Annotated in this window: 19 protein-coding genes and 1 pseudogene; 12 read left to right on the top strand and 8 right to left on the bottom strand. The window is 69.0% G+C overall.

Translation table 11 applies throughout. The features are described from left to right. Nucleotides 1-8 precede the first annotated feature (8 nt). Nucleotides 9-1,277 (bottom strand): 4-aminobutyrate--2-oxoglutarate transaminase, encoded by a 1,269-nt coding sequence (locus QTI51_RS13480; RefSeq protein WP_286514179.1) that lies wholly within the window; start codon nt 1,275-1,277, stop codon nt 9-11. Nucleotides 1,278-1,415: 138 nt separating this feature from the next. Between QTI51_RS13480 and pdxR the strand changes: the two genes are divergently transcribed. From pdxR to QTI51_RS13460, 4 genes are all read left to right on the top strand, one after another. Further along, nucleotides 1,416-2,903, top strand: coding sequence for a MocR-like pyridoxine biosynthesis transcription factor PdxR (pdxR, locus tag QTI51_RS13475; RefSeq protein WP_286514176.1), 1,488 nt, complete (start codon nt 1,416-1,418; stop codon nt 2,901-2,903). 36 nt (nt 2,904-2,939) lie between these two features. After that, nucleotides 2,940-3,554, top strand: a complete 615-nt coding sequence (locus tag QTI51_RS13470) for a DNA-3-methyladenine glycosylase (RefSeq protein ID WP_286514173.1) — start codon at nt 2,940-2,942, stop codon at nt 3,552-3,554. 348 nt (nt 3,555-3,902) lie between these two features. Next, a complete protein-coding gene (locus tag QTI51_RS13465; RefSeq protein WP_286514171.1) occupies nt 3,903-4,181 on the top strand; it encodes a hypothetical protein in 279 nt (92 codons plus the stop codon). Nucleotides 4,182-4,364: 183 nt separating this feature from the next. Beyond that, nucleotides 4,365-5,258 (top strand): DMT family transporter, encoded by an 894-nt coding sequence (locus QTI51_RS13460; RefSeq protein WP_286514169.1) that lies wholly within the window; start codon nt 4,365-4,367, stop codon nt 5,256-5,258. Between the two features lie 48 nt (nt 5,259-5,306). Here QTI51_RS13460 and QTI51_RS13455 read toward each other — a convergent pair whose 3' ends face one another. Next, a complete protein-coding gene (locus tag QTI51_RS13455; protein ID WP_286514161.1) occupies nt 5,307-6,071 on the bottom strand; it encodes an IclR family transcriptional regulator in 765 nt (254 codons plus the stop codon). A gap of 153 nt (nt 6,072-6,224) precedes the next feature. Between QTI51_RS13455 and QTI51_RS13450 the strand changes: the two genes are divergently transcribed. The 3 genes from QTI51_RS13450 to QTI51_RS13440 all read left to right on the top strand — a co-directional run bounded on the left by QTI51_RS13450 (nt 6,225) and on the right by QTI51_RS13440 (nt 10,206). Next, nucleotides 6,225-7,205: a tripartite tricarboxylate transporter substrate binding protein gene (locus QTI51_RS13450; RefSeq protein WP_286514159.1), complete on the top strand. Its 981-nt coding sequence runs from the start codon at nt 6,225-6,227 to the stop codon at nt 7,203-7,205. 14 nt (nt 7,206-7,219) lie between these two features. Next, a complete protein-coding gene (locus QTI51_RS13445; protein WP_286514156.1) occupies nt 7,220-8,053 on the top strand; it encodes an enoyl-CoA hydratase/isomerase family protein in 834 nt (277 codons plus the stop codon). Nucleotides 8,054-8,133: 80 nt separating this feature from the next. Further along, nucleotides 8,134-10,206, top strand: a complete 2,073-nt coding sequence (locus QTI51_RS13440; RefSeq protein WP_286515705.1) for an acetate--CoA ligase family protein — start codon at nt 8,134-8,136, stop codon at nt 10,204-10,206. A gap of 51 nt (nt 10,207-10,257) precedes the next feature. Here the strand turns inward: QTI51_RS13440 and QTI51_RS13435 are convergent, their stop codons facing one another. After that, entirely contained in the window at nt 10,258-11,241 is a 984-nt protein-coding gene (locus tag QTI51_RS13435; RefSeq protein ID WP_286514153.1) for a D-2-hydroxyacid dehydrogenase family protein, read from the bottom strand. A 17-nt stretch (nt 11,242-11,258) separates the two neighbouring features. Continuing rightward, nucleotides 11,259-12,248, bottom strand: a complete 990-nt coding sequence (locus QTI51_RS13430) for a Bug family tripartite tricarboxylate transporter substrate binding protein (protein WP_286514151.1) — start codon at nt 12,246-12,248, stop codon at nt 11,259-11,261. Between the two features lie 290 nt (nt 12,249-12,538). Between QTI51_RS13430 and QTI51_RS13425 the strand changes: the two genes are divergently transcribed. Next, nucleotides 12,539-12,850 carry a hypothetical protein gene (locus QTI51_RS13425; protein WP_116909977.1) on the top strand — a complete coding sequence of 104 codons (312 nt, stop codon included), beginning with the start codon at nt 12,539-12,541 and terminating at the stop codon, nt 12,848-12,850. Nucleotides 12,851-12,910: 60 nt separating this feature from the next. Here the strand turns inward: QTI51_RS13425 and QTI51_RS13420 are convergent, their stop codons facing one another. The 3 genes from QTI51_RS13420 to QTI51_RS13410 form a co-directional block, all read right to left on the bottom strand. Then, nucleotides 12,911-13,369, bottom strand: a complete 459-nt coding sequence (locus QTI51_RS13420; protein WP_286514146.1) for a RidA family protein — start codon at nt 13,367-13,369, stop codon at nt 12,911-12,913. Further along, nucleotides 13,366-15,072, bottom strand: coding sequence for a long-chain-fatty-acid--CoA ligase (locus QTI51_RS13415; RefSeq protein ID WP_286514144.1), 1,707 nt, complete (start codon nt 15,070-15,072; stop codon nt 13,366-13,368). The genes QTI51_RS13420 and QTI51_RS13415 overlap by 4 nt, the downstream gene beginning before the upstream one ends. Before the next feature lie 74 nt (nt 15,073-15,146). After that, nucleotides 15,147-16,178, bottom strand: a complete 1,032-nt coding sequence (locus tag QTI51_RS13410; protein WP_286514141.1) for a 2-dehydropantoate 2-reductase — start codon at nt 16,176-16,178, stop codon at nt 15,147-15,149. A gap of 346 nt (nt 16,179-16,524) precedes the next feature. On the opposite strand from QTI51_RS13410, the gene QTI51_RS13405 reads away from it, so the two are divergent. Both QTI51_RS13405 and QTI51_RS13400 read left to right on the top strand, forming a co-directional pair. Then, entirely contained in the window at nt 16,525-17,922 is a 1,398-nt protein-coding gene (locus tag QTI51_RS13405) for a M20/M25/M40 family metallo-hydrolase (RefSeq protein WP_286514139.1), read from the top strand. Nucleotides 17,923-17,951: 29 nt separating this feature from the next. Continuing rightward, the gene (locus QTI51_RS13400; RefSeq protein WP_286514136.1) at nt 17,952-19,133 is read left to right on the top strand and encodes an aminotransferase class V-fold PLP-dependent enzyme; all 1,182 of its coding nucleotides are present in this window, start codon (nt 17,952-17,954) and stop codon (nt 19,131-19,133) included. A gap of 9 nt (nt 19,134-19,142) precedes the next feature. Here the strand turns inward: QTI51_RS13400 and QTI51_RS13395 are convergent, their stop codons facing one another. Next, nucleotides 19,143-20,090: a helix-turn-helix transcriptional regulator gene (locus tag QTI51_RS13395; protein WP_286547613.1), complete on the bottom strand. Its 948-nt coding sequence runs from the start codon at nt 20,088-20,090 to the stop codon at nt 19,143-19,145. An 80-nt stretch (nt 20,091-20,170) separates the two neighbouring features. Between QTI51_RS13395 and QTI51_RS13390 the strand changes: the two genes are divergently transcribed. Both QTI51_RS13390 and QTI51_RS13385 read left to right on the top strand, forming a co-directional pair. After that, nucleotides 20,171-21,007: a transporter substrate-binding domain-containing protein gene (locus QTI51_RS13390; RefSeq protein ID WP_286514131.1), complete on the top strand. Its 837-nt coding sequence runs from the start codon at nt 20,171-20,173 to the stop codon at nt 21,005-21,007. Between the two features lie 3 nt (nt 21,008-21,010). After that, nucleotides 21,011-22,144: pseudogene (locus tag QTI51_RS13385) on the top strand (acyl-CoA dehydrogenase family protein); the annotation flags it as partial. Nucleotides 22,145-22,146 lie beyond the last annotated feature (2 nt).

The raw sequence follows: 22,146 nt of genomic DNA, 5'->3' as shown, positions 1-22,146 counted from the left end.
TATTTCCATCAAGCCTTCAGCGCGTTGTCGATGATGCCCAGCGCGCGTTCGAACAGCGCATCGGGAATGGTCAGCGGGTACAGGAAGCGGATCACGTTGCCGTACATGCCGCAGCTCAGCAGCAGCAGGCCCTGCTCCATCGCCTTGGCCTGCACGCGCTTCACGGCCTCGGCGTCGGGCGCGCCGGTGGCGGGGTCGCACAGCTCGATGGCGACCATGGAGCCCTGCGCGCGCACCTCGGCGATGGCCTTGTTCGATTCCTTCGCGTCGAGCAGGCGCGACACCAGGCGCGAGCCCAGTTCGGCGGCGCGGTCGCACAGCTTTTCTTCCACGATCACGTCGAGCACCGCATGCGCCGATGCCACGGCCAGCGGGTTGGCCGCGTAGGTGCCGCCCAGGCCGCCCGGGGCGGGCGCGTCCATGATGGCCGCGCGCCCCGCCACCGCCGACAGCGGCATGCCGCCCGCCAGGCTCTTGGCCATGGTGACCAGGTCGGGCTCCACGCCGTGGTGCTGCATGGAAAAGAGCTTGCCCGTGCGCGCGAAGCCGCTTTGCACCTCGTCGGCGATCAGCACGATGCCGTGCGTGTCGCACAGCGCGCGCAGGCCCTGCAGCAGCTCGGTGGGCGCGACGTTGAAACCGCCCTCGCCCTGCACCGGTTCGATGACGATCGCGGCCACGCGCTGCGGGTCGATGTCGGTCTTGAACAGACGCGCCAGCGCGGCCAGCGAATCGGCCGCGCTCACACCATGCAGCGCGCTGGGGAACGGCACGTGGAACACGTCGGCCGGGAACGGGCCGAAGCCCAGCTTGTAGGGCGCGACCTTGCCCGTCATGGCCAGCGTCATGAGCGTGCGGCCGTGAAAGCCGCCGCCGAAGGCCACCACGCCGGCGCGGCCGGTGTGGGCGCGCGCGATCTTCACGGCGTTTTCCAGCGCCTCGGCGCCGGTGGTGAAAAAGGCCGTCTTCACCGGGCCCGAGATGGGCACCAGCGCGTTCAGCCGCTCGGCCAGCGCAATCGCGCTTTCGTAGGGAACGATCTGGTAGGCCGTGTGGGTGAAGCGGGCCAGCTGCGCCTCGATGGCGGCGACCAGCTTCGGGTGGCGGTGGCCGGTGTTGAGCACCGCGATGCCGGCGGCAAAGTCGATGTACTCGCGGCCTTCCACGTCCCACAGGCTCGCGTTCTCGGCACGCTGGGCATGAAAGTCGCACATCACGCCCACACCGCGCGGGGTGGCGGCGAGGCGGCGGTTCTTGAGTTCGCTGTTGGTGGTCATGGAGGCTCGCTGGAAAGAGAAAGAAGGACGGAAAGAAAGAAGGATGGAGATCGCTCGAAAGATCTGATTGAATCCGGCATTGGCCCCATCGAAAAGATCCGCTTCCGCTCAAATGCATGGGGCCATTTGAAAACCCGCATGAAATCCATCTGTGCCGACCTTGTGCTGCAACGCCTCGCCCCCGATGCCGGGGCCGCGCTGAACCGCCAGCTGTACGACTGCCTGCGCGAGGCCATCCTCGACGGCAGCCTGCCGCCCTCGAGTCCCCTGCCCGCCTCGCGCGACCTGGCGCGCGAAATTGCCATGTCGCGCAACACCGTGCTGCACGCCTACGCGCAGCTGCAGGCCGAGGGCTATGTGCATTCGCGCGTGGGCAGCGGCACCTTCGTGGCCGCGACCACGCCAGAGAGCCAGTTGAGCGCCGGCCGCGCGCGCGCCGCCGCCCCCGAGGCGCCCGCCGCCGTGCGGCTGGCCAAACGCGCACAGGCGCTGGTGGCCGACGCGGCGGCGGCGCCGCGCCAGTGGGGCGCCTTCATGCCCGGCGTGCCCGACGTGACGCAGTTTCCGCACCGCACCTTCGGGCGCATCGTGTCGCGGCTGTGGCGCGCGCCCACGCCCGACCTGCTCACCTATTCGCACGGCGGCGGCCACCCGGCGCTGCGCGAGGCCATTGCCGAGCACCTGCGCGTGGCGCGCGCGGTGCGCTGCAACGCCGACCAGGTGCTGGTGACCGAGGGCGTGCACCAGGCCATCGACCTGTCGCTGCGCATGCTGGCCGACCCGCGCGACACCGTGTGGGTGGAAGAGCCCGGCTACTGGGGCTTTCACAAGGTGCTGCAGATGGACGGCACGCGCGTGCGCGCGCTGAAGGTCGAAACTGGCGACGACAGCCCCGAGGCCGGCTGGCCGCACGGCGGCACGCCGCCGCGCCTGATCTTCGTGACGCCTTCGCACCAGTACCCGCTGGGCTCGGTGATGAGCCTGGCGCGGCGCCGCGCGCTGCTCGACCACGCGCGCGCCTCGGGCGGCTGGATCTTCGAGGACGACTACGACAGCGAATTCCGCTTCGCGGGCCGGCCGATTCCGTCGATGCAGGGGCTGGAGCCCGACAGCCCCGTGATCTATGTCGGCACCTTCAGCAAGACGCTGTTCCCCGGCCTGCGCGTGGGCTACATGGTGCTGCCGCGCGCGCTGGCCGCGCCCTTTCGCACGGCGCATGCCGACCTGTACCGCGAAGGCCATGCGCTCACGCAGGTGGCGCTGGCCGAGCTGATCGACCAGGGCCACTACGCCGCGCACATCCGCCGCATGCGCGTGCTGTACGCGCGGCGGCGCGCGCTGCTGGCCGGGCTCATCGCCACGCACCTGGGGCCGGCGTACCTGCACCCGCAGGCGAGCAACGCCGGGCTGCACCTGGTGCTGCAACTGCCCGAGGGCTGCGACGACGTGGCCGTCTCGCAAGACGCGGAAGCCCACGGCGTGCTCACGCGCCCGCTGTCGCGCTACTACCGGCGCAAGAGCGCGCAGCGCGGGCTGCTGCTGGGGTACGCGTGCGTGCAAGAGGCGGACATCGAACCGGCGTTCCAGGTGCTGCTGGGTTGCCTGAAACGTGCGCGGGCTGCCTGAACCATCGCGAGGCCACCACGGCTACGATCGACGCGCATGCACTCCCGCACCTTGCCCTCTGTTGTTGAATCCCTCGGCTTCGAAGGCCCCGCGCAAGAAGTGGCGCGCCGGTTGATCGGCGTGACCGTGCTGGTCGACGGCGTGGGCGGGCGCATCGTCGAGACCGAGGCCTACGACAGCACCGAGCCGGCGGCGCATGGGTTCATCGGGCTGCGGCCGCACAACGCGGCGCTGTTCGGGCCGCCGGGGCGTGCCTACGTGTATCGGTCGTACGGCATTCACTGGTGCCTGAACTTCGTGTGCCGCGAGGTCGGGCATGGCGCCGGGGTGTTGATACGCGCGCTGGAGCCGACGCATGGCATCGAGCGCATGCAAGAGCGGCGCGGGCTTAAAGAGCGACGCGGGCTTGAAGACCTGTGGTTGCTGTGCGCGGGGCCGGGCCGGGTCGGCCAGGCGCTGGGCATCGACCGCGGCTTCGACGGCATGGCGCTGAACGCGCCGCCATTCGAGCTGCTGGCGCCGTCGGGCAACCAGGCGCTGCCTGAACTCGAAGTGGGGCCGCGCATCGGCATCACGAAAGCGATCGATCTGCCGTGGCGTTTCGGCGAGAAGGGCTCGCGCTATCTGAGCAAGCCGTTCCGTCGCGCCTGATTGCGCGCACGATCTGCACAAGACCTGCAGGAGCCCGTGCACTGCACATCGCGGAAGCTGTATTTGTTGGCGCTTGTCGCGACTTCGTGCAGCAACAAAGCGTCTGCGGCGATGGGCTCTGCTCTTAAAGTGAATGCCCCGGCAACTCAACGGCCCAACAAGGGAACCAGAAAGGCGCAACACACACAGCCACTGAAAAATTCTTGAAGGCTGCTTGCCTCGCGGCAGGTTGTCGGTGCGAAAGCACCGATGCAAAAGCGAGGTATCAAAAGGCGACGGCCGGGGTGGTGGAACACCCCGACCGTCTAACCAAAGAAGTGCACTTACCTCTAAAGGACCCGCACAAAAATGGCTACCAAGACTATAGCCCGGCCACCCACGCCCGGCGTTTCCGAAGACAGCGCCCAAGACACACCAGCTCCGGCGGATCTTCTGGAAAACACACTCTCTCAACTCGAAGCGCTCCTGTGGGTCTGCCACGGCGAAGACATCGACTGGTGCGGCGGCAGCGGGCCGCAGCAGCTGGACAACCTGCTTTGGCTCGCAGCCGATCTGGCGCGCAAGGCCGGAGAGCTGTTTCAGTTGAGCGAGAAGGCGCGACACAAGGCGCCTGAGACCGGCAGCTGACCGCTGGTCTGACGGGCTGCGAATTTCGCGGCCCGTCTTTGAAAAAGCACACTTGACGACGGACGGAACGACAGATGTTTCCGTGCCCGCCCACGGCATGGTCACCCACCGCGTGCAGCGCCTATGCTTGGCGCTCAAGAACAAGGCCCCTCCCCGGCCACCGCCTGAAGACAAGACCCCCCGATGCAATCGACCGGAACCCTGCGCGGCATCGCCGCGATGCTGTTGGCCTGCGCCTTCTTCGCGTGCATGGACGCGCTGCTCAAGACCCTGGCCGGCCACTACCCGCCGGTGCAGGTGATGGCGCTGCGCGGCCTCACCGCGCTGCCCCTGGTGGGCCTGTACATCGCCTGGCGGCGCGAGGCCGCCGGCGTTTTCAACCGCAAGCTGCGCTGGCGGCTGCACCTGCTGCGCACGGTGCTGAACATGTCGATGCTGGTGCTCTTCGTCTACGGCCTGAAAACGCTCGGCCTGGCCGAGGCGTACACGCTCACCTTCATCGCCCCGCTGCTGATGGTGCTCATCGCCGTGCCGTTGCTCGGCGAGGCGGTGCAGCCGCGGCACTGGGTCGCGATCGGGCTGGGCTTTGTCGGCGTGGTGATCGCGCTGCGGCCCGAGCAGGGCGCGTTCCTGTCGATGGGCGCGCTGGCGGTGCTGGTGGCCGCGGTTTGCTATGCGCTGTCGAACATGCTGGGGCGGCTCATCAGCCGCACCGAGCCGAGCGCCGCGCTGGTCTTCTGGACGACCGCCGGCATGGCTTTAGGCGGCACCGTGCTGGCAGCGCCGCAGTGGGTGCCCATTCAGGCCGAACACATGTGGGTGCTCGCGGGCCTGGCCATCAGCGGCTTCCTGGGCCAGATGGCCATCGCCGAAGCGTTCCGCCACGGGCAGGCCGCGGCCATCGCGCCGTTCGAGTACAGCGCGCTCGCGTGGGGGTTGATGCTCGACTGGTTGTTCTGGCACGCCGCGCCCGATGCGTGGACGCTGGGCGGCGGGGCGTTGATCGTGGCGAGCGGGTTGTGGCTGGCGCGCAGCGAGGCGCCAAAGGCTGAGGGGAAGAAGGGGCAGGCGGCTTGAGGTCTGGAGACGGCGCCGCGCGGTGCATGCGCAAAAGCGAATGCGCAATCAGCCTGCAGCCGGGCCCCGCGCGTCCACGGCGCGGGTGATCTTGCGGCTCAGCGCCAGCAGCGGCGCGTGCAGCTCCGCAGCCACGTCTGCCGGCAGCTCCGTGGACGACACGCTCACATTCAGCACGTAGCCCCACTCGGCGTCCAGCTTCAGCGGCGTGGCAAGCGCCACCACTTCCGGCTGCCATGAGGCAGCGCACCAGCCACGCTGCCCGACGCTGTCGATCGCCTTCTCGATCTCGCTGCGCAGCCGGGGCCAGTCGCTTCTTCGCGCAGCGAAATCCGCGAACAGCAGTTCGCGCACATCGGCTGGCGCCACGGCCAGCCAGGCGCGCCCCAACGAGGTCAGCTCGATGGGCACGCGCTGCCCGCTCACCACGTTGCGCAGCGACGCACGGCGGTTGTAGCGAATCGATTCCAGGTAGACCATGTCGGACCGGTCGGCCACCGCCAGCCCCACGTTGATGCGCAGCTTTTCGGCCAGCGCGCGCATCAGCGGTGCGGCGGCCTGCAGCACGACGGAGCCGGTGCGCATCGCGTGCGCCAGGCTCAGCACCGGCGCGGCCAGGCGATAGGCGCGCGCGCTTCGGTCGTGCGCCAGCATGCCGGCCGCCACCAGCGTTTGCGTGAGGCGGCTCACGGTCGCGGGCGAAAGCCCGGTGCGCTCCGCGATTTCGCCGTTGCCCAGCAGGGCGGAGCCCGGCCGGAAGGCGCGAAGGATCTCGATGCCGCGTTCGAGCGAACGATTGAGCGTGCTTGCCATCCTGTCTCCTTGTCTTCATAGGCGCAGAGCGCCGGCCATTTCCATTGGGTGGAATTGGCCGGGTGCGCGGGCGGAGTATGCGACCTAAGCTGAAGGCTCGCTTTATCCGTGCCTTCCTTCCCGCATTCCGCCCCAACAAAGAGAGACATCCGCATGCCGGCCTTCACACCGTTTCGCGCGCTCGCTGGCGCGCTCGCCCTGTCGTTCACCGTGCTGGCACCGCCCGCGGCGTGGGCGGCCTTTCCCGACAAGCCGCTGCACATCGTCGTGCCCTTCGCGCCCGGTGGCGGCACCGACGCCATCACCCGTTCGCTTGGCGTCGGCATGTCTCAGGCGCTCGGGCAGCCCGTCATCGTGGACAACAAGCCCGGCGCGGGCACCATCATCGGCAGCGAGTTCGTCGCCAAGAGCGCGCCCGACGGCTACACGCTGGTCATGGCGACGTTCGCGCACGCGGTCAACCCGGGCCTGCAGCCGAAGATGCCCTACGACACCGACAAGGCCTTCGCGCCGGTCGCGTTGATCGGCGTGTCGCCCAACGTGCTGGTGGTGCGCGCCGAGAGCCCCTACAAGACGGTCGCCGAGCTCGTTGCAGCGGCCAAGGCCACGCCGGGCAAGCTGACCTTCGCCTCGCAGGGCAACGGCACCTCGGCGCACCTGGCGGGCGAGCTGTTCAAGAACCTCGCGAAGGTCGAGCTCACCCACATTCCCTACCGCGGCGCGGGCCCGGCCATGACCGACCTTCTGGGCGGCCAGGTCGACATGATGTTCGCCACCGCCTCGGCGGTGCGCCCCTTCGTCGACAGCGGCAAGATGCGCGCGCTCGGCGTGACCACCGCGCGCCGCTCCCCTGCCTACGCCAGCGTGCCGACGCTCGCCGAGGCGGGCGTGCCGGGCTACGCGGCCGAGAGCTGGTACGGCCTCTACGTGGCGGCGAAGACGCCCAAGGACGTGATCGACCGGCTCAATGCCGCGGTCAAGAAGGCCGTGAAGGCGCCCGCCTTCGCCAAGCAGACCGACGCGGAGGGCCTTGCCGTCGACGTCGGCGCGCCCGAGCAGCTCGACACCTACGTGCGCGCCGAGGAAGTGCGCTGGCGCAAGGTCGTCAAGGACAACCACATCACCACAGACTGAGGAGCACCCATCCCATGAACACCCCACTGGACACCCCACTCGACACCCAGGACGCGGCGCCGTCGCTGATCGAACTGCGCGTCGACGCAGGCATCGCGACCCTGACACTGAACCGCCCCGAAAAGCGCAACGCCATCACCGACGGCATGCGCAGCGACTTCATCGTGGCGCTCGAGAAGATCGGCGCCGACCACACGGTGCGCGCGCTGGTGCTGACCGGCGCCGGCAAGGGCTTCTGCGCCGGCGGCGACGTGGCCGGCATGCAGCGGCGCATGGACGCGCCCGCGGGCGAGGTCGGCTTCAACGGCTGGAGCCGCCAGCAGCGCGTGCACCACTCGGTGTCGCTGCTGCACACGATGCCCAAGCCGGTCATCGCGGCGGTCAATGGCGGCGCCAACGGGCTGGGCGCCGACATGGCGATGGCCTGCGATTTCGTGCTGGCCGCCGACACGGCCAGCTTCGCGTGGAGCTACATCAAGCGCGGGCTCATTCCGGACGGCGGCGGCATGTACTTTCTGCCGCGGCGCGTGGGCCTTTCGCGCGCGAAAGAACTGATCTTCACCGGCCGCAAGGTGGAGCCCGACGAAGCGCTGAAGCTCGGCATTGCCGACCGCGTGACCAGCGCGCAGAACCTGCTCGCCGATGCGCACGCGTGGGCCACCGAGCTGTCGCAAGGCTCGGCGGCGGCGATCGCGCTGGGCAAGTCGATCCTCAACCAGAGCTTCGAGTCGCCGGCCGAGCAGGTGTTCGCCAAGGGCAGCCAGGCGCAAGGCATCTGCTACACCACGCAGCAGCATCGCGATGCGGTGCTGTCGTTCTTGAACGCGGGCAAGGAGAAGGCGGCATGAGCGCCCTGTTGCCTGACGTGCCTGACGTGCCTGATGTGCCTGATGTGCCTGGCGTGCCCGACAACGCGATCGCCAGGCTGATGAAGCCGCGCAGCGTCGCAGTGATCGGCGCTTCGGCCGATCCGACGAAGACCGCGGGCCGCCCGGTCGCGTACCTCACGAAGCATGGCTTCGGCGGCGCCATCTATCCCGTCAATCCGCGTGTCGACGTGATCGGCGGTCTGAAGAGCTACCCCGACGTGCAGTCGCTGCCCGAGGCGCCCGATGTCGGCATCGTGCTGCTGGGTGCCGAGCGCGCGCACGAGGCGGTGCGCGACCTGGCCGCGCGCGGCACGGCGGCCGCCATCGTGCTGGCCAGCGGCTACACCGAAGTGGGTGCGGAAGGCGCGCGGCGCCAGCAGCAACTGCTGGAGGCCGCGGGCGGCATGCGCATCCTGGGGCCCAACACCATCGGGCTGGTCAACCTCACAGACCGCATCACGCTGTCGGCCACGGGCGCGCTGGAGCTGGAAGATTTCGAGGCCGGCAGCATCGGCGTGGTGTCGCAGAGCGGCGGCATCCTCGGCGCGCTGCTGTCGCGCGCGGCGGCACGCGGCATCGGCTTGTCGAAGCTGGTCTCCACGAGCAACGAGGCCGACCTGGACATGGCCGACTTCATCGACCACCTCGCCGACGACGACGCGACCTCGGTCATCGCGCTCTACATGGAAGGCGTGCGCAACCCCGCGAAGTTCAAGGCCGCGGCGCTCAAGGCGGCGCGCAAGGGCAAGCCGGTCGTGGTGTTCAAGGTGGGCCGCTCCGAATCGGGCGCGGCGGCGGCGGTGTCGCACACCGGCGCACTGGCCGGTGCGGACCGCATGTACGACGCGCTGTTCCGCGAGGTCGGCGTCATTCGCGCGCAGGCGTTTTCCGACCTGCTCGACCTGCCGGCCGCCTTGGTCACCGGCCGGCGCCTGGCGGGCCGGCGCGTGGCGGTGCTCACATCGACCGGCGGCGCGGGAACGCTGGTGGCGGACAGCCTGGGCACCGCCGGTTTCGAAACCCCGGCGCCCGACGAAGCGACGGCGGCCGCGCTGCGGGCGCTGCAGTCCGGCGACCACGCGGTGCTCGACCGCAACCCCATCGACGTCACGCTGGCGGGCCTGCAGCCGGCGCTGCTGCGCGGCGCGATCACCTCGCTGCTGGCGAGCCCGAGCTACGACGCGGTGGTGGTCATCGTCGGCTCCTCCGGGCTGGCCATGCCCGACCTGATGGCCAGCGCCATCCACGACAGCCTGCCGGGCAGCGACAAGCCGCTGATGGTGTTCGTGAGCCCGCATGCGCCGGGCATCGCGAGCCTGCTGAACCGGCGCGGCGTGCCCGCCTTCATGGCGCCCGAGAGCTGCACGAGCGCGCTCGCGGCGATGCTTCAAACGACGCAGTGGAAGGAACCTGCGGCACGGGGCGACGATGCGGCGGCCACCGTTCGCACCGACGACCTTCGCGATGGCTCGCTGAACGAAGCCGAGGCGAAGAAGCTGTTCGCGCGCTTCGGCGTGCCCTGCGTGCGCGAGCGCATCGTCGGCAATGCCGAGGAAGCGACCGCGGCAGCGCGCGAGCTGGGCGCGGGCAAGGTCGTGCTGAAGATCCTGTCGTCCGAGATCACGCACAAGAGCGACGTGGGCGGCGTGGCGGTCGGCATCGCGGCGGAGCGAGTCGGCGAGCGGCTGGAGCGCATGGCCGCCGAGGTGAATGAACGCGCCGGCACGCGGCCGACCCGGTTCCTGGTGCAGGAGATGGTGGAGGGCGGCGTGGAGCTCATCCTCGGCTGCCATCGCGATCCGCTGGGCTCGGCCGTGCTGCTGGGCATGGGCGGCGTGACGGCCGAACTGCTCAAGGACACCGCGCTGCGCATGGTGCCGCCCGGCGGGCTGGTCCGCGACGAGGCGTTGTCGCTGGTGCGCGAGTTGCGGACCTGGCCGCTGCTGGACGGCTTTCGCGGGCGCAAGCCGGCCGATGTCGATGCGCTGGTGTCGGCCATCGTGGCGTTCTCGCGAATGATCGACGCGCTGGGCGAACGGCTGGTCGAGGCGGAAATCAACCCGGTGTTCGTGCTGCCCAGGGGTGAAGGCGTGCGCGCGGCGGACGGCGTGGCCGTGCTCGCGCACGGGTGACACGGAAGACGCCGCCGGCGTCTTCGCGTCGAGCCTGCGCGGCGCGGCCGGTCAGGCCCTGCGGCGCGCGGCCTCCAGCGCCTCGGGATTGACGACGTCGACGAGCCGCCCTTCGGCGAACGCGTTGATGTTGTCGAACGCAATGCCGAAATAGCGCTCGTAGTTGTCCTTCTCGACATACCCGATGTGCGGCGTGCACAGCACGTTGGGCAGCGCGAGCAGCGGATGGTCGCGCGACATGACCGGCTCCTGCTCGTAGACATCGACCGCCGCGAACCCGGGACGGCCCGCGCGCAACGCCTGTTCGAGCGCGCCCTCGGCGACCAGCTCGGCGCGGCTGGTGTTGACCAGCAGCGCCGTGCGCTTCATGCGGGCGAGGTCGCCGGGCGTGACCAGCCCGCGGGTGTCGGCCGTGAGCCGCACGTGCAGGCTGATCACGTCGCTCTCGGCGAAGAGGGCTTCGCGCGACGGTGCCACCTCGAACCCGTCGGCGCGCGCCGCGTCGGTCGATGCCTCGCGGCCCCACACCCACACCTTCATGCCGAACACGCGGCCGTAGGCGGCCACCTGCCGGCCGATGCGGCCGTAGCTCCAGACACCCAGGCGCTGGCCGCCGAGCTGCTGGCCGAGGTGCCCTTGCCAAAGCCCCTGGCGCATGCGGTTGGCCTCGTCGACCAGGTGCCGGCGGCTCGCCAGCGCAAGAGCCCAACTCAGCTCCGCCGTGGCCGACCCCGCCCCGCTGCCTTCGGCCACGAGCACGCCGTGCGCGGTGCAGGCGGCCAGGTCGACATGGCCCGCGAGCTTGCCGGTCTGGCTGATCAACCTGAGCCTGGGCAGCCGGGCGAGCAGCGCGGCGTCGATGCGCGTGCGCTCGCGTGTCAGCACGATGGCGTCGGCATCGGCGAAGCGCTCGGCCAGCGCGTCGGTGCCCTCGACCGTGTCGTTGAAGATGCGCGTGTCGTGGGCGTCGAGCCTGGAGAAGCAGTCGAGGCCGCGCACGCAGTCCTGGTAGTCGTCGGGGATGGCGATGCGCATGGGCGGGTGCTCCTTTGTCATTGCAGGGTGATGTGGAGTTCGTCGACCGTGCGCTTCCACATCGCCAGGTCGCTGCGGACCAGCGCGGTGAACTGCTCGGGCGGCATGCCGCCGGGCGCGATGCCCTGGGCCTTGAAGAGATCGCGCACTTCCTTCGTCTCGAGCGCGCGCTTGACTTCGCCGTACAGGCGCCGCGTCACGTCCGCCGGCGTGCCGGCCTTGAGCAGCAGGCCGTACCAGCCGTGCACTTCGAAACCCGGGTAGCCCTGTTCGGCCACGGTCTTCACCTCGGGCAGCCCGTCGAAGCGCTGGGCCGTCGCGACCGCGAGCGCGCGCAGCTTGCCGGCCTGGATGAACGGCAGCGCGCTGCTCATGTCGAGGAACATGAACTGGATCTGCCCGCCCAGCAGGTCCTGCACCGCGGGGCCCGCGCCGCGGTAGGGCACGTGCGTCGTGCGAATGCCGGCACGCTGCGCGAAGAGCGCAGCGCCCAGGTGCGCAGAGGTGCCGTTGCCGGAGGAGCCGTACGACAGGCCTTCAGGCCTGGCCTTGGCGCTGGCGACCAGCGCCTGCAAGTCGGCCGCGGGAAAGTCGGTGCGCACCACCACCGCGTGGGGCACGAAACCCACCACCGTCAGCGGCGCGAAATCGCGCAGCGTGTCGAAGGGATAGCCGGGCATCAGCGCCGGATTGGTGACCGCCAGGATCGACGGAAAAACCAGCGTGTAGCCGTCGGCCGGCTGGTGCTTGACCTCGCTCATGCCGATGACGCCGCCGCCACCGGGCTTGTTGTCGATGATCACGGGCTGGCCCAGGTGGGTCGACACAATCTTGCCGATCGCGCGCGCCATGAGGTCGGTGGGGCCGCCGGGGGAAAACGGCACCACGATGCGGATCTGCTTGCTGGGGAAGGTGTCGGCCCACGCACGCGGGGCCATGGCCATGAGTGCGAGCGCGCCTCCCATGGTGTTGAAGCGGCGCCGCGACGCGGCGGTGTTGTGGCTCATTCATGTCTCCTTCGGGGGGCGCGCGTTGCCTGAGGCGACAACTTTCTTGGGGCGCAATGGGCCAGCTTAGGCCGCGGGATGCCTTGGCGCATCCTGCCCATTCCACTGGCTGGAATTGCGCGTTTCCCCGACCGTCGCGCTGGTGGCGTGCCCTGAAAACTCGCTGGCGCACACCACTCGCAAGAGTTGATACCAAGGTGTAAGTCGAATTGACTCACCCAAACGGCGGGCAGCTAATGCGCTCCGGTCGCTCATTTCGCCCGACCTGCAACACCCACGAGGAGACACACATGTCCGCTGCTGTCGTTCAATACGTGTTCAAGCCGAACCCGGGAATCAACGTGCAAGAACTCATCGCGTTGATCAAGGAGGCCGCCGATCTGTGGAGAAAGCACGGCGCGGATGTCAGCCTGTGGAACGTGCAGGTCGGAGAAATCGGCAACATGACCTTCGTCGCGCGCGCCGAGTCGGCGGCGAAGATGGGAGCGACCGTCGATGCGCTGAACGAAGACCAGACCTTCGTCGCGTGGCGCGCCAAGAACATGAAGGCCGGCCTCGCGACGTGGGTGCGCAGCAACCAGGCTTACGAAATTCCGATCTGACGGAGCGCGAACGGAGCGCGAACGGAGCGCGGAAGCGTCGCGGTATCGACGCGCCTGCTCTCAGCCGATCTCCGCGATCAGCTCTATTTCCACGCAGGCACCCATCGGGATCTGCGCTACGCCGAAGGCGCTGCGCGTATGCGCGCCCTTCTCGGGGCCGAACACCTCGGCGAAGAATTCGCTGGCGCCGTTGGTCACCAGGTGCTGCTCGGTGAAGGTGCCGACCGAGTTGACCAGGCTCATGACCTTCACGATGCGCTTGACCTTGTTCAGGTCGCCCACGGCCGCGTGCAGCGTGCCCAGCAGGTCGATGGCGATGGCGCGTGCGGCCTGCTTGCCTTCGTCGGTCGTGATGTCGGCGCCGAGCTGGCCGGCCCAGACCTTGCCGTCCTTCTTCGCGATGTGGCCCGACAGGAAAACGAGGTTGCCGGCCTGCACGAAAGGCACGTAGGCTGCGGCGGGCACCGAGACCGAAGGCAGCGCGATGCCGAGGCTGGAGAGTTTGTCGTAGATGCTCATGAAGGCTCCTGCAAGGGGGGTGTGGAAGAAGAATCTATGGGGGCCGACTGCGCGGCTTCCGCCTCTTGCAGCGCGCGCCAGTTCACCTTGCCGGTCGCCGACTTGGGCAGCTGCGTCACGAAGCTGATGAGGCGCGGGCTCTTGTAGACCGCCATCTGCAGGCGGCACCACTGCACCAGCTGGTCTTCGCTCAGCTGGCCCTCGAAGCCCGGCCGCAGCACGACCAGCGCCTTCACCGTTTCGCCTCGCCGGGCGTCGCCGGACGCGATGACGCACGCCTCCTGGATGGCCGGGTGCTGGTAGAGCAGGCTCTCGACCTCCGCGGGCCACACCTTGAAGCCCGACGCGTTGATCATGCGTTTGAGCCGGTCCGCGAACACGAAGAACCCCTGCGCATCGGTCGAGGCCAGGTCGCCGGTGCGAAAGAAGCGCTTTGCCCCGATGCGGATGAACGAGGCCTCGTCGGCCTCGGGGCTGTTCCAGTACCCGAGCATCAGCTGCGGCGCATGGACCACGATTTCGCCCACGGCACCAGGCGCCATCTGCTCGAGCGTCTGCGGATCGACAACGCGCGCATCCACGTCGAACAGCGGAATGCCCAGGCACTGCAGCCTGTCGCCGCCCGGCGGGCACAGGTGCGTGGCGCCCATGGTTTCCGACAGGCCGTAGCCCTCGGCATAGCCGATGCCGAGCCGCTCGGACATCGCCCGCGCCACGGCCGAGGGCATCGAGGCGCCGCCACCGCCTACATGGCGCAGGCTGGAGAAGTCGTAGCTGTCGAGCTTCGGGTTCGCCATCAAGTCGATGGCCATGGTGCTGATGAGGCCGAGGCTGGTCACGCCGTGGCGCGCGATGCTCTCGGCCGCCGCGTCGCGGTCCCAGCGCGGCAGCACGACCACGGTGGACCCCACGTACAGCGGCCCGTTGAGGCCGCTCTGCATGCCGGTGACATGGAACATCGGCAGTACCGACAGCGTGACGCTCGCGGCCGTGGTGCCGAACCACGTCGATGCGGTCACAGCGTTGACCATGGTCGTGCGGTGCGTGTGCATGCAGCCCTTGGGCCGGCCCGTGGTGCCCGAGGTGTAGGGCAGCACAGCCAGGTCGTCGGGGCCGGCGCGCAAGGGGCCGGGCACGCAACACCGGGCGAGCACGTCCGTCCACGCCACCGCCCGCGGGTGGTCCACGGGCTCGCGCGGTGCGCGCACGAAGTCCGGTACCTTCAGGTCGGTGGGCTGCGCCAAGTAGTCGCTGTAGGTCGCGACGACCACGTGGTGGAGCTCGCCTCCGAGCAGCGGGCGAATGCGTTCGAACAGGTCTTGCGCAGCAAAAGCCACGAGGGCGCCGCTGTCCCTTGCCTGGTGCGCGAGCTCGGCCGTCACGTTCATCGGGTTGACCGGCACCACGACCGCGTCGGCGCGCAGGATGGCGTAGAACGCGAGCATGAACTGCGGGCTGTTCTGCATGTAGAGCAGCACGCGGTCGCCCTTGCGCACGCCGCACTCGCGCTGCAGGTAGCCGGCGATCTTCTCGGTCTCGTCCTTGAAGCGCTGGAACGAAAGCGGCGAATCGTAGAAGAGCACGAAGGGGCGCTCGCCATAGCGCAGCGCGGAAACCTCGACGTTGCGGTAGAGGTGGGTCTGCGGAAGCGGCAGGCTGCGCGGTGCGTGCGCCGGCCAGGCGTCGGAAGAAGGGGCGGGCATGAGGTGGGTGGAGTGCGGTGATTGCGGTGATTGCGCAGGGCGACGTAAAGACGGGGCTATCGCTGCGCGCCCTGTCAGGCGTGCAGCGAAGGGCAATGGGACGCGAGCTGCTCGGCAAGGCTGTGTGCCTCGATGTGGCGATCGCCGCCGCGCTCCGCGGCATGCACCAGCGTGCAGAGCATGTCGTTGGCAGGGGCCTCGCGGTGCTGGCTGCGCGCGAGCCGCACGACGGCGCCGTTCAGTTCCTCCACCTCGGTCAGGCGGCCCGCCTCCAGGTCTTCCCACATCGACGAGCGGGCACGGGCATCGATGCTGGCCAGCGCCCCGCCGGCCTGCGCGAACGCGTCGTCCGCCAGGCGCAGCAGCGCGGGCAGTCGTTCGGGTGGCACATCGCCAAGCTGCGCGGGTCGGATGCCGGCCACCGCCAGCGCTGACAGCGCCTCCTCGATCGACGCGGCGAGCACCAGCCGGTAGCCGCGCTCCAGCAACTGCGTGCGCAGCGGCTTGCCCGACAGGGCGTTGACGGCGTTGTTCAGGTTGAGCAGCAGCTTGCCCCACTGGACCTCGCGAAACTCCGCGCTCGGGCGCAGCGGCAGGTGCGCCGACCTGAACACCTGCAACCATGGTTGCCAGCGCGGATGCGCCTCCACCACGATGTCGCCCGCCGTGCCCCTGTGCAGGCGGCCGTCGGGCAGCTGCACCACGTTGAACGGCACCATGGCCCCCAGCACCACGTTGTCGGGCAAGCGGCTGCGCAGCAGCGCGACGTTCTCGATGCCGTTCTGGAAGCTCACGACCAACGCGCTTCGCGGTGCGAGATGAAAGATCTGCCCGGCCGCTTCGGCGGTGTCCGCGCTCTTCACCGCCACGATCACCAGGTCGGCAGCGCACAGCGACTGCGCCGTTTCCGAAAAGCGCACCATCGCGCCGGGCACGCGGGCCTCCCAGCCGTGCGCGCCGGACATCACCAGCCCGTGGCATTCGATGCGCCCACGCATGGCGGCACGGCCGATGAGGCTCACGTCGGCCAGCGCGGCAATCAGGCTTCCGCCGACAAAGGCGCCGATGGAGCCGGCACCGAGTACGACGATGTTTTTTCTTTGCATGGCGGTTGGTTCTTTCGAGCGAAATTCTGCGGGGCCGGTGCGGCGGCGTCGTTCGGTTTCTTGCGAGCGCGGTCGCAATTCATCGCAAACGTGCGGTGGCCGCGGTGGGCAGGTTCATGGAAGAAACCGGGCCTTCGCGCAGGAATAGGAAAGACACGCGCAAGGCGGCTTCGAACAATGGCAGGAGCACTTTCTTGACCCCTCATCCGTTCGAAGGATCGCCGTGAAATTTCCGCGCATCGCCACGCACCTTGCTTCCTTGCCCGCCTTCTCGCTCCCCTTCTCGCTTGTCTTTTCGCTCGGCATTTCGCTCGCCCTGCCAGGGCCCGCTGTGGCCCAACCGACGATGCCCGTCACCGCCCCGAACGCTGAAGGCGCGAAGACGGTGGCGCTGCTCCAGCAACTGATTCGCTTCGACACCTCGAACCCGACGGGCGACACCGCCGCGCTCGCGGCCTTCTTGCGCACGCAGTTCGAGCCTCTGGGCGTGCACACTGACGTCATCGTGGCGCCGAACGGCAAGGCGGTTCACTTCATCGCGCGCCTGAAGGGCGACGGCTCGAAGAAGCCGGTGCTGCTGGCCGCGCATGCGGACGTGGTACCCGTGGAACGCGACAAGTGGAGCGTGGAGCCCTTCGCGGGCATCGAGAAAGACGGCTTCGTCTACGGCCGCGGCGCCATGGACTTCAAGGGCGGCATGGCCGTGTTCGCGCGTGCCGTCATGCGCCTGGCCGAACAGAAGGTGCCGCTCGCGCGCGACGTCATCTTTCTGGCCGAGGCCGACGAGGAAGAAGGCCAGTACAACACCAGCTGGCTCGCCAAGGACCACTGGGACAAGATGGACGCAGAGTTCGCGCTCAACGAGGGCGGCTACATCCTGCAGGGCGCCGACGGCGCGGTGCGGCAGGTGAACGTCACGACCGTGGAGAAGACGTCGGTGGTGCTGCGCCTGCGCACCAACGGCCCGGTCGGCCACGCATCGCGGCCGCTGCCGTCGAACGAAACCGCCAACGGCAAGCTCATCGCGGCGCTGGAAAAGCTATCGGTCCACGAGCCCGGCATTCGGCTCATTCCGCAGACGCGCGGCTACCTCGAAGCCTTGGCAAGGCAGAACCCGGGGCCCACCGCCAATGCGGTCCGCAAGATTTTCGCGGTTGCCGACGGTCGCACCCAGGCCCTGGGCGAACGCGAGCTGATGGCCGCGCAGCCGGCCAACGCACCGCTGCTGCGCGCGCTGATGCACAACACCATGGCCATCACGATGATCAAGTCGGGGCAGGCCGCGAACGTGATTCCCGGGCAGGCCGAGGCCATCATCAACGCGCGCCTGCTGCCGGGCGCCACCACCGACCAGCTGATCGACGAAGTCAGGCGCGTGGTGGGCGACGACGCGGTGAACGTCGACTTCGCCACGCCGGTGTCGCAGGAGGCCACCCGCAAGTACTACCAGGCGAAGTCGAACATTCCGGAGTCGTCGACGGACACCGAGCTGTACCGGGCCCTGCGCACCCAGGCAGCGGCCGTGTGGCCGCAGGCACAGGTGGTTCCGGTGCTGTTCGAGGCGGGCACCGACGCGGTGGCGTGGCGCGAGCGCGGCGTGCCCGTGTACGGCATCTACCCCTACCCGCTCGATGCCGACATCCTGAAGGGCATGCACGGCCACGACGAGCGCATTGCGGTGCGCTCGCTGTACGAGGGCACGGACTGGGTCTACCGCGTGCTGCTCGACGTGGCGAAGAAGTGAGCCGCATGCCCATGCCTATGTTCACCCCCATGCCCACCTTTTTCGAGCTCGATAAATTGCGCCTGGACACGCCCGGCGTCGCCCACCGCAATCACCTCAACAACGCCGGCGCGGGCCTGCTGGCGCGCCCCGTGCTCGAGAAGATGGTGACCTACCTGCGGCGCGAGGCCGACATCGGCGGCTACGAGGCTGCCTACGAAGCGTCGGGCGAACTCGCCGCGGTGTACGACAGCGTGGCGCGCCTGGTGGGCGCATCGCCTTCGGAAATTGCGCTGACCGAGAACGCGACGGTGGCGTGGCAGATGGCGTTCTACGCACTGCGCTTCAAGCCGGGCGACCGCATCCTGACGGCCCGGGCCGAGTACGCCGCCAACTACGTGGCCTTCCTGCAGGTCGCGCAGCGCACCGGCGCGGTGATCGACGTGATTCCGGACGACGCGCAGGGCGTGCTGGACCCGGCTGCGCTCGAACACATGATCGACGGCCGCGTGCGCCTGATCGCCATCACATGGATGCCGACCAACAGCGGCCTGGTCAACCCGGCCGAACAGGTCGGCAAGATTGCGCGCGCGCACGGCATTCCCTACCTGCTGGACGCCTGCCAGGCCGTGGGGCAGACGCCGGTCGATGTCGAGCGCCTGGGCTGCGACATGCTCTCGGCCACCGGCCGCAAGTTCTTGCGCGGGCCGCGGGGCACCGGCTTCCTGTACGTGCGCAAGTCGCTGTTGCCCGACCTGGAGCCGCCGATGATCGACCACTTCGGCGCGGTGTGGGTCGCACCCGATCGCTACGAGCTTCGCCCCGATGCGCGCCGCTTCGAGACCTGGGAAAACAACTACGCCGCGCGCCTGGGCCTGGGCGCCGCGGTCGACTACGCGCTGGCCGTCGGGCTGGGCGAGGCCGAACGGCGCTGCCGGCAACTGGCGTCGGCGCTGCGCGACCTGCTGCGCAACGTGCCGGGCGTCGCGCTGCACGACCCGGGCACCGAGCTGTCGGCCATCGTGTCGTTCTCCGTGCAGGGGCGCGACGCGGCAGCGGTCAACCTGCAGCTGTTGAACGCGGGCATCAACGTGAGCCATTCCAAGCCGTCGAGCGCCTTGCTCGACCACCTGGCCCGGCAACTGCCGACGGTGTTGCGCGCCTCGCCGCACTACTACAACACGCCGCAGGAGCTCGAAGCCCTGGCCGCCGCGCTGCGCGCCCTTCGTTGACCGCGGCGGTCAGCGCTGGCTGGCCCGCCATTGCAGGGGCGACTGCCCCATGTGCCGCTTGAACTGCGTCGAGAAGTGGCTCGACGAGCCGAAGCCGCAGGCCAGCGCGATGTCCAGGATGCTCTTGCCGCCCTTCTCTGCTCCATCACCGTTCTTTCCTTTCTCCGTCTTCTCGCTGGCTGCCCACAGCAGCCGGCAAGCGGCCTGCACGCGCGCGTTCAGGATGTACTGGTGCGGCGACTTTCCCGTGGCATCGCGGAACACGCGGCAGAAGTGAAACGGGCTCATGCCCGCGATGGCGGCCAGCTCGGCAAGGAGCAAGGGCGTGGCCAGGTGCGCGTCGATGTGGCGCTGCACCGCGACGACCGGATCGGGTGCGCCGCAAGGTTGCGCGGGCGGGTGCACCTGGCGCGCGATGCGTGCGAGCAAGGCCTTGGCCAGGAACTCGGTCTCGGCGGCCCCGTCGGGGCTTCCCTCGCCGAGGTCGGCCAGCAAGGCCTGCGCGAGCGAGAGCAGCGCGCTGTTCGGCAGGATAGCCTGGTGCGCGAGCACGAACTCCCCATGCCGGATGCCACGCTCCACACAGCACGCCGCCAGCAACTCCAGCGAGATGACGAACACCACCAGCCGCGCCGGCGGCGGTGCCCTGCCAGCCTCGCGCACGTGCGTCGAGCGGTGGCACAGCGCCAGGTCGGGCGGCGTGATCAACAGGCCGTTGCGGTCGCAGAACAGCACGCCGTTCGTGCCACGGCCGATGGTTTCGGTCTTGAACGCCGGGCCGATGTTGAAGCTGATGCGCAGGCAGTCGGAGCGCGCCACGGTGTAGTCGGGTCCGTTCACATGAAGGATGGACAGCCGCACATGCGGCGAGGCCGAAGGCACCCGGTGCGCGGCATCGAACATTGCAGGCAGCACGTTCATCGCGCCACCCCCGCGCACGATTGTGAAAGCGCGCACCGGCCGCAGCAGGATCGCGGAAGACGGCACGGCAGATGAATCGAACAATTCATTTTCCAATTCCTCACTTGAAGTTCCCCATGAAATTCATGCAACTGCTTCGCGCCTTCGGCGCAATGGCCGCGGTGCTCAGCAGCGCCGCGCCCCTCCTGGCCCATGCGGACAAGCTCGACGACGTGCTCAAGCGCGGCTACCTCATCGTGGGCACCACGAGCGCCACGCCGCCCTTCGGCTGGAAGGACGAGAAGGGTGAGCTGCGCGGCTTCGACGTGGACCTGAGCCGGCTCATTGCCAAGGCGCTGTTCGGCGACCCGAACAAGATCAAGTTCGAGCTGGTGAGCAACGACACGCGCTGGCCCGCGCTGCAGAACGACCAGGTCGACATGCTTGCGCACTCGGCCACCATCACGCCGTCGCGGCTGGTGCGCGTGGGCTTCACGCCGCGCTACTTCGACACCGGCATCACGGTGGTCATCAAGAGCGACTCGAAGATCAAGACGCTGGCCGACCTGAACAACGCGGCCGTGACCATTGCGACGCTGACGGTTCCCGAGCAGATCGACCTGGTCAAGCGCATGGCGCCCAAGGCCACCGTGTCGAGCTTCGGCTCGGTCGACCAGCAGTCGCTGGCGCTGCGCTCGGGCCGCGTGCAGGCGCTGTTCGTCGACCTGCCCATCGGCATGTGGTACGCGGCCACCAACCCCGACCTGAAGGTGGTGCCCGAGGTGTACGGCGGCTACCAGAACTACGGGCTGGCCTACAAGCTCGGCGAGCTGCGCTGGAAGCAGTTTCTCGACGGCTTCGTCACCGACCTGACCACGGGCTACTCGTACATCGAGTACTCGGCCATCTACAAGAAGTACTTCAAGATGGACCCGCCGCCCCAGCGCAGCTACAAGATCCCGGGTGCGGCCTGATTCATGAGCGCCATCGAAGAATTCGACCGGTCGCTCGCACCGGCTGAAAGGGAGTTTCAGGCGCGCGTGGCCGCATTCGCGGCCGCGCGCACCACGCAGATTGCGAGCGCTTCGCGCGCGCAGATCTGGATGGGCGACCTGCTGCGCGATGCATGCCGGCAAGGGCTGGGCGGCATCGAGGTGCCGGTGGCGCTGGGCGGGCTGGGGCTGGGCTTTGGTGCACGCATTCGCGCCGCCATGGCGCTGGCAAAGGCGGACTTCTCGCTGGCCTTCGCGTTCATCAACCACCACAGCGCCGCGCTGCGCATTGCGCTGAGCGGCTCCGGCGCCGCGCGCGAGGCGTGGCTGGCGGGGTTGCTGGGCGGCGACCTGATCGGCTGCACCGCCATGTCCGAGGGCGGCGCGGGCAGCGACTTTGCAGCCATACGCACCACCGCGCGCAAGGTCGACGGCGGCTGGGTGCTCGACGGCGAAAAGCGCTGGGTGGCGAACGTGCGCGGCTGCGAAATTGCGCTGGTGTTCGCGCAGACCGATCGACTGGCCGGCACGGCGGGCATCGCCTGCTTCATCGTCGACCTGCGCCAGGCGGGTTGCACCCGCCTGCCCGAAGACCCGGTGCACGGTCTTGCGCCGGCGGGCATCGGCGGCTTCGCGCTGCATGAATACCGCGTGCGCGACAGCGACATGCTGTACGCGCCCGGCCAAGGCTTTCGCATGGCGATGGCCGGCGTCAACAAGGCGCGCACGCACGTGGCGGCCATGGCGTGCGGCCTGCTGTCCACCGCCTTGCACGAGGCCGTGGCCTATGCCTCTTCGCGCATGGCGTTCGGCCGGCCGGTGCTCGAGCAGCAGGGGTTGCGCTGGAACCTGGTCGATGTGAGCCTGACGCTGGAGAACATGGAACTGCTCACGCTGCGGGCCACGCGCCTCGCGGACGACGAAGGCACGGCGGCCGTGGTCGCGGCCGCCATGGCCAAGAAGTTTGCCGGCGAGCAATGCCTGGCCGGCGTTGCGGCCTGCATCCAGTCGATGGGCGCCGTGGGCATGGGCGAGCCGCGGGGGCTGGTGTCGAAGCTGGTCGCCGCCAAGGCGCTCTGCATGGCGGACGGCACGACGGAAATGATGAACGAGCGCATTGG

Source organism: Variovorax sp. J22G73 (assembly GCF_030317035.1).
Taxonomy (GTDB): domain Bacteria; phylum Pseudomonadota; class Gammaproteobacteria; order Burkholderiales; family Burkholderiaceae_C; genus Variovorax.
Note: the sequence above shows the minus strand (reverse complement) of the source record. Positions and strands in the feature narration are given on the sequence as shown.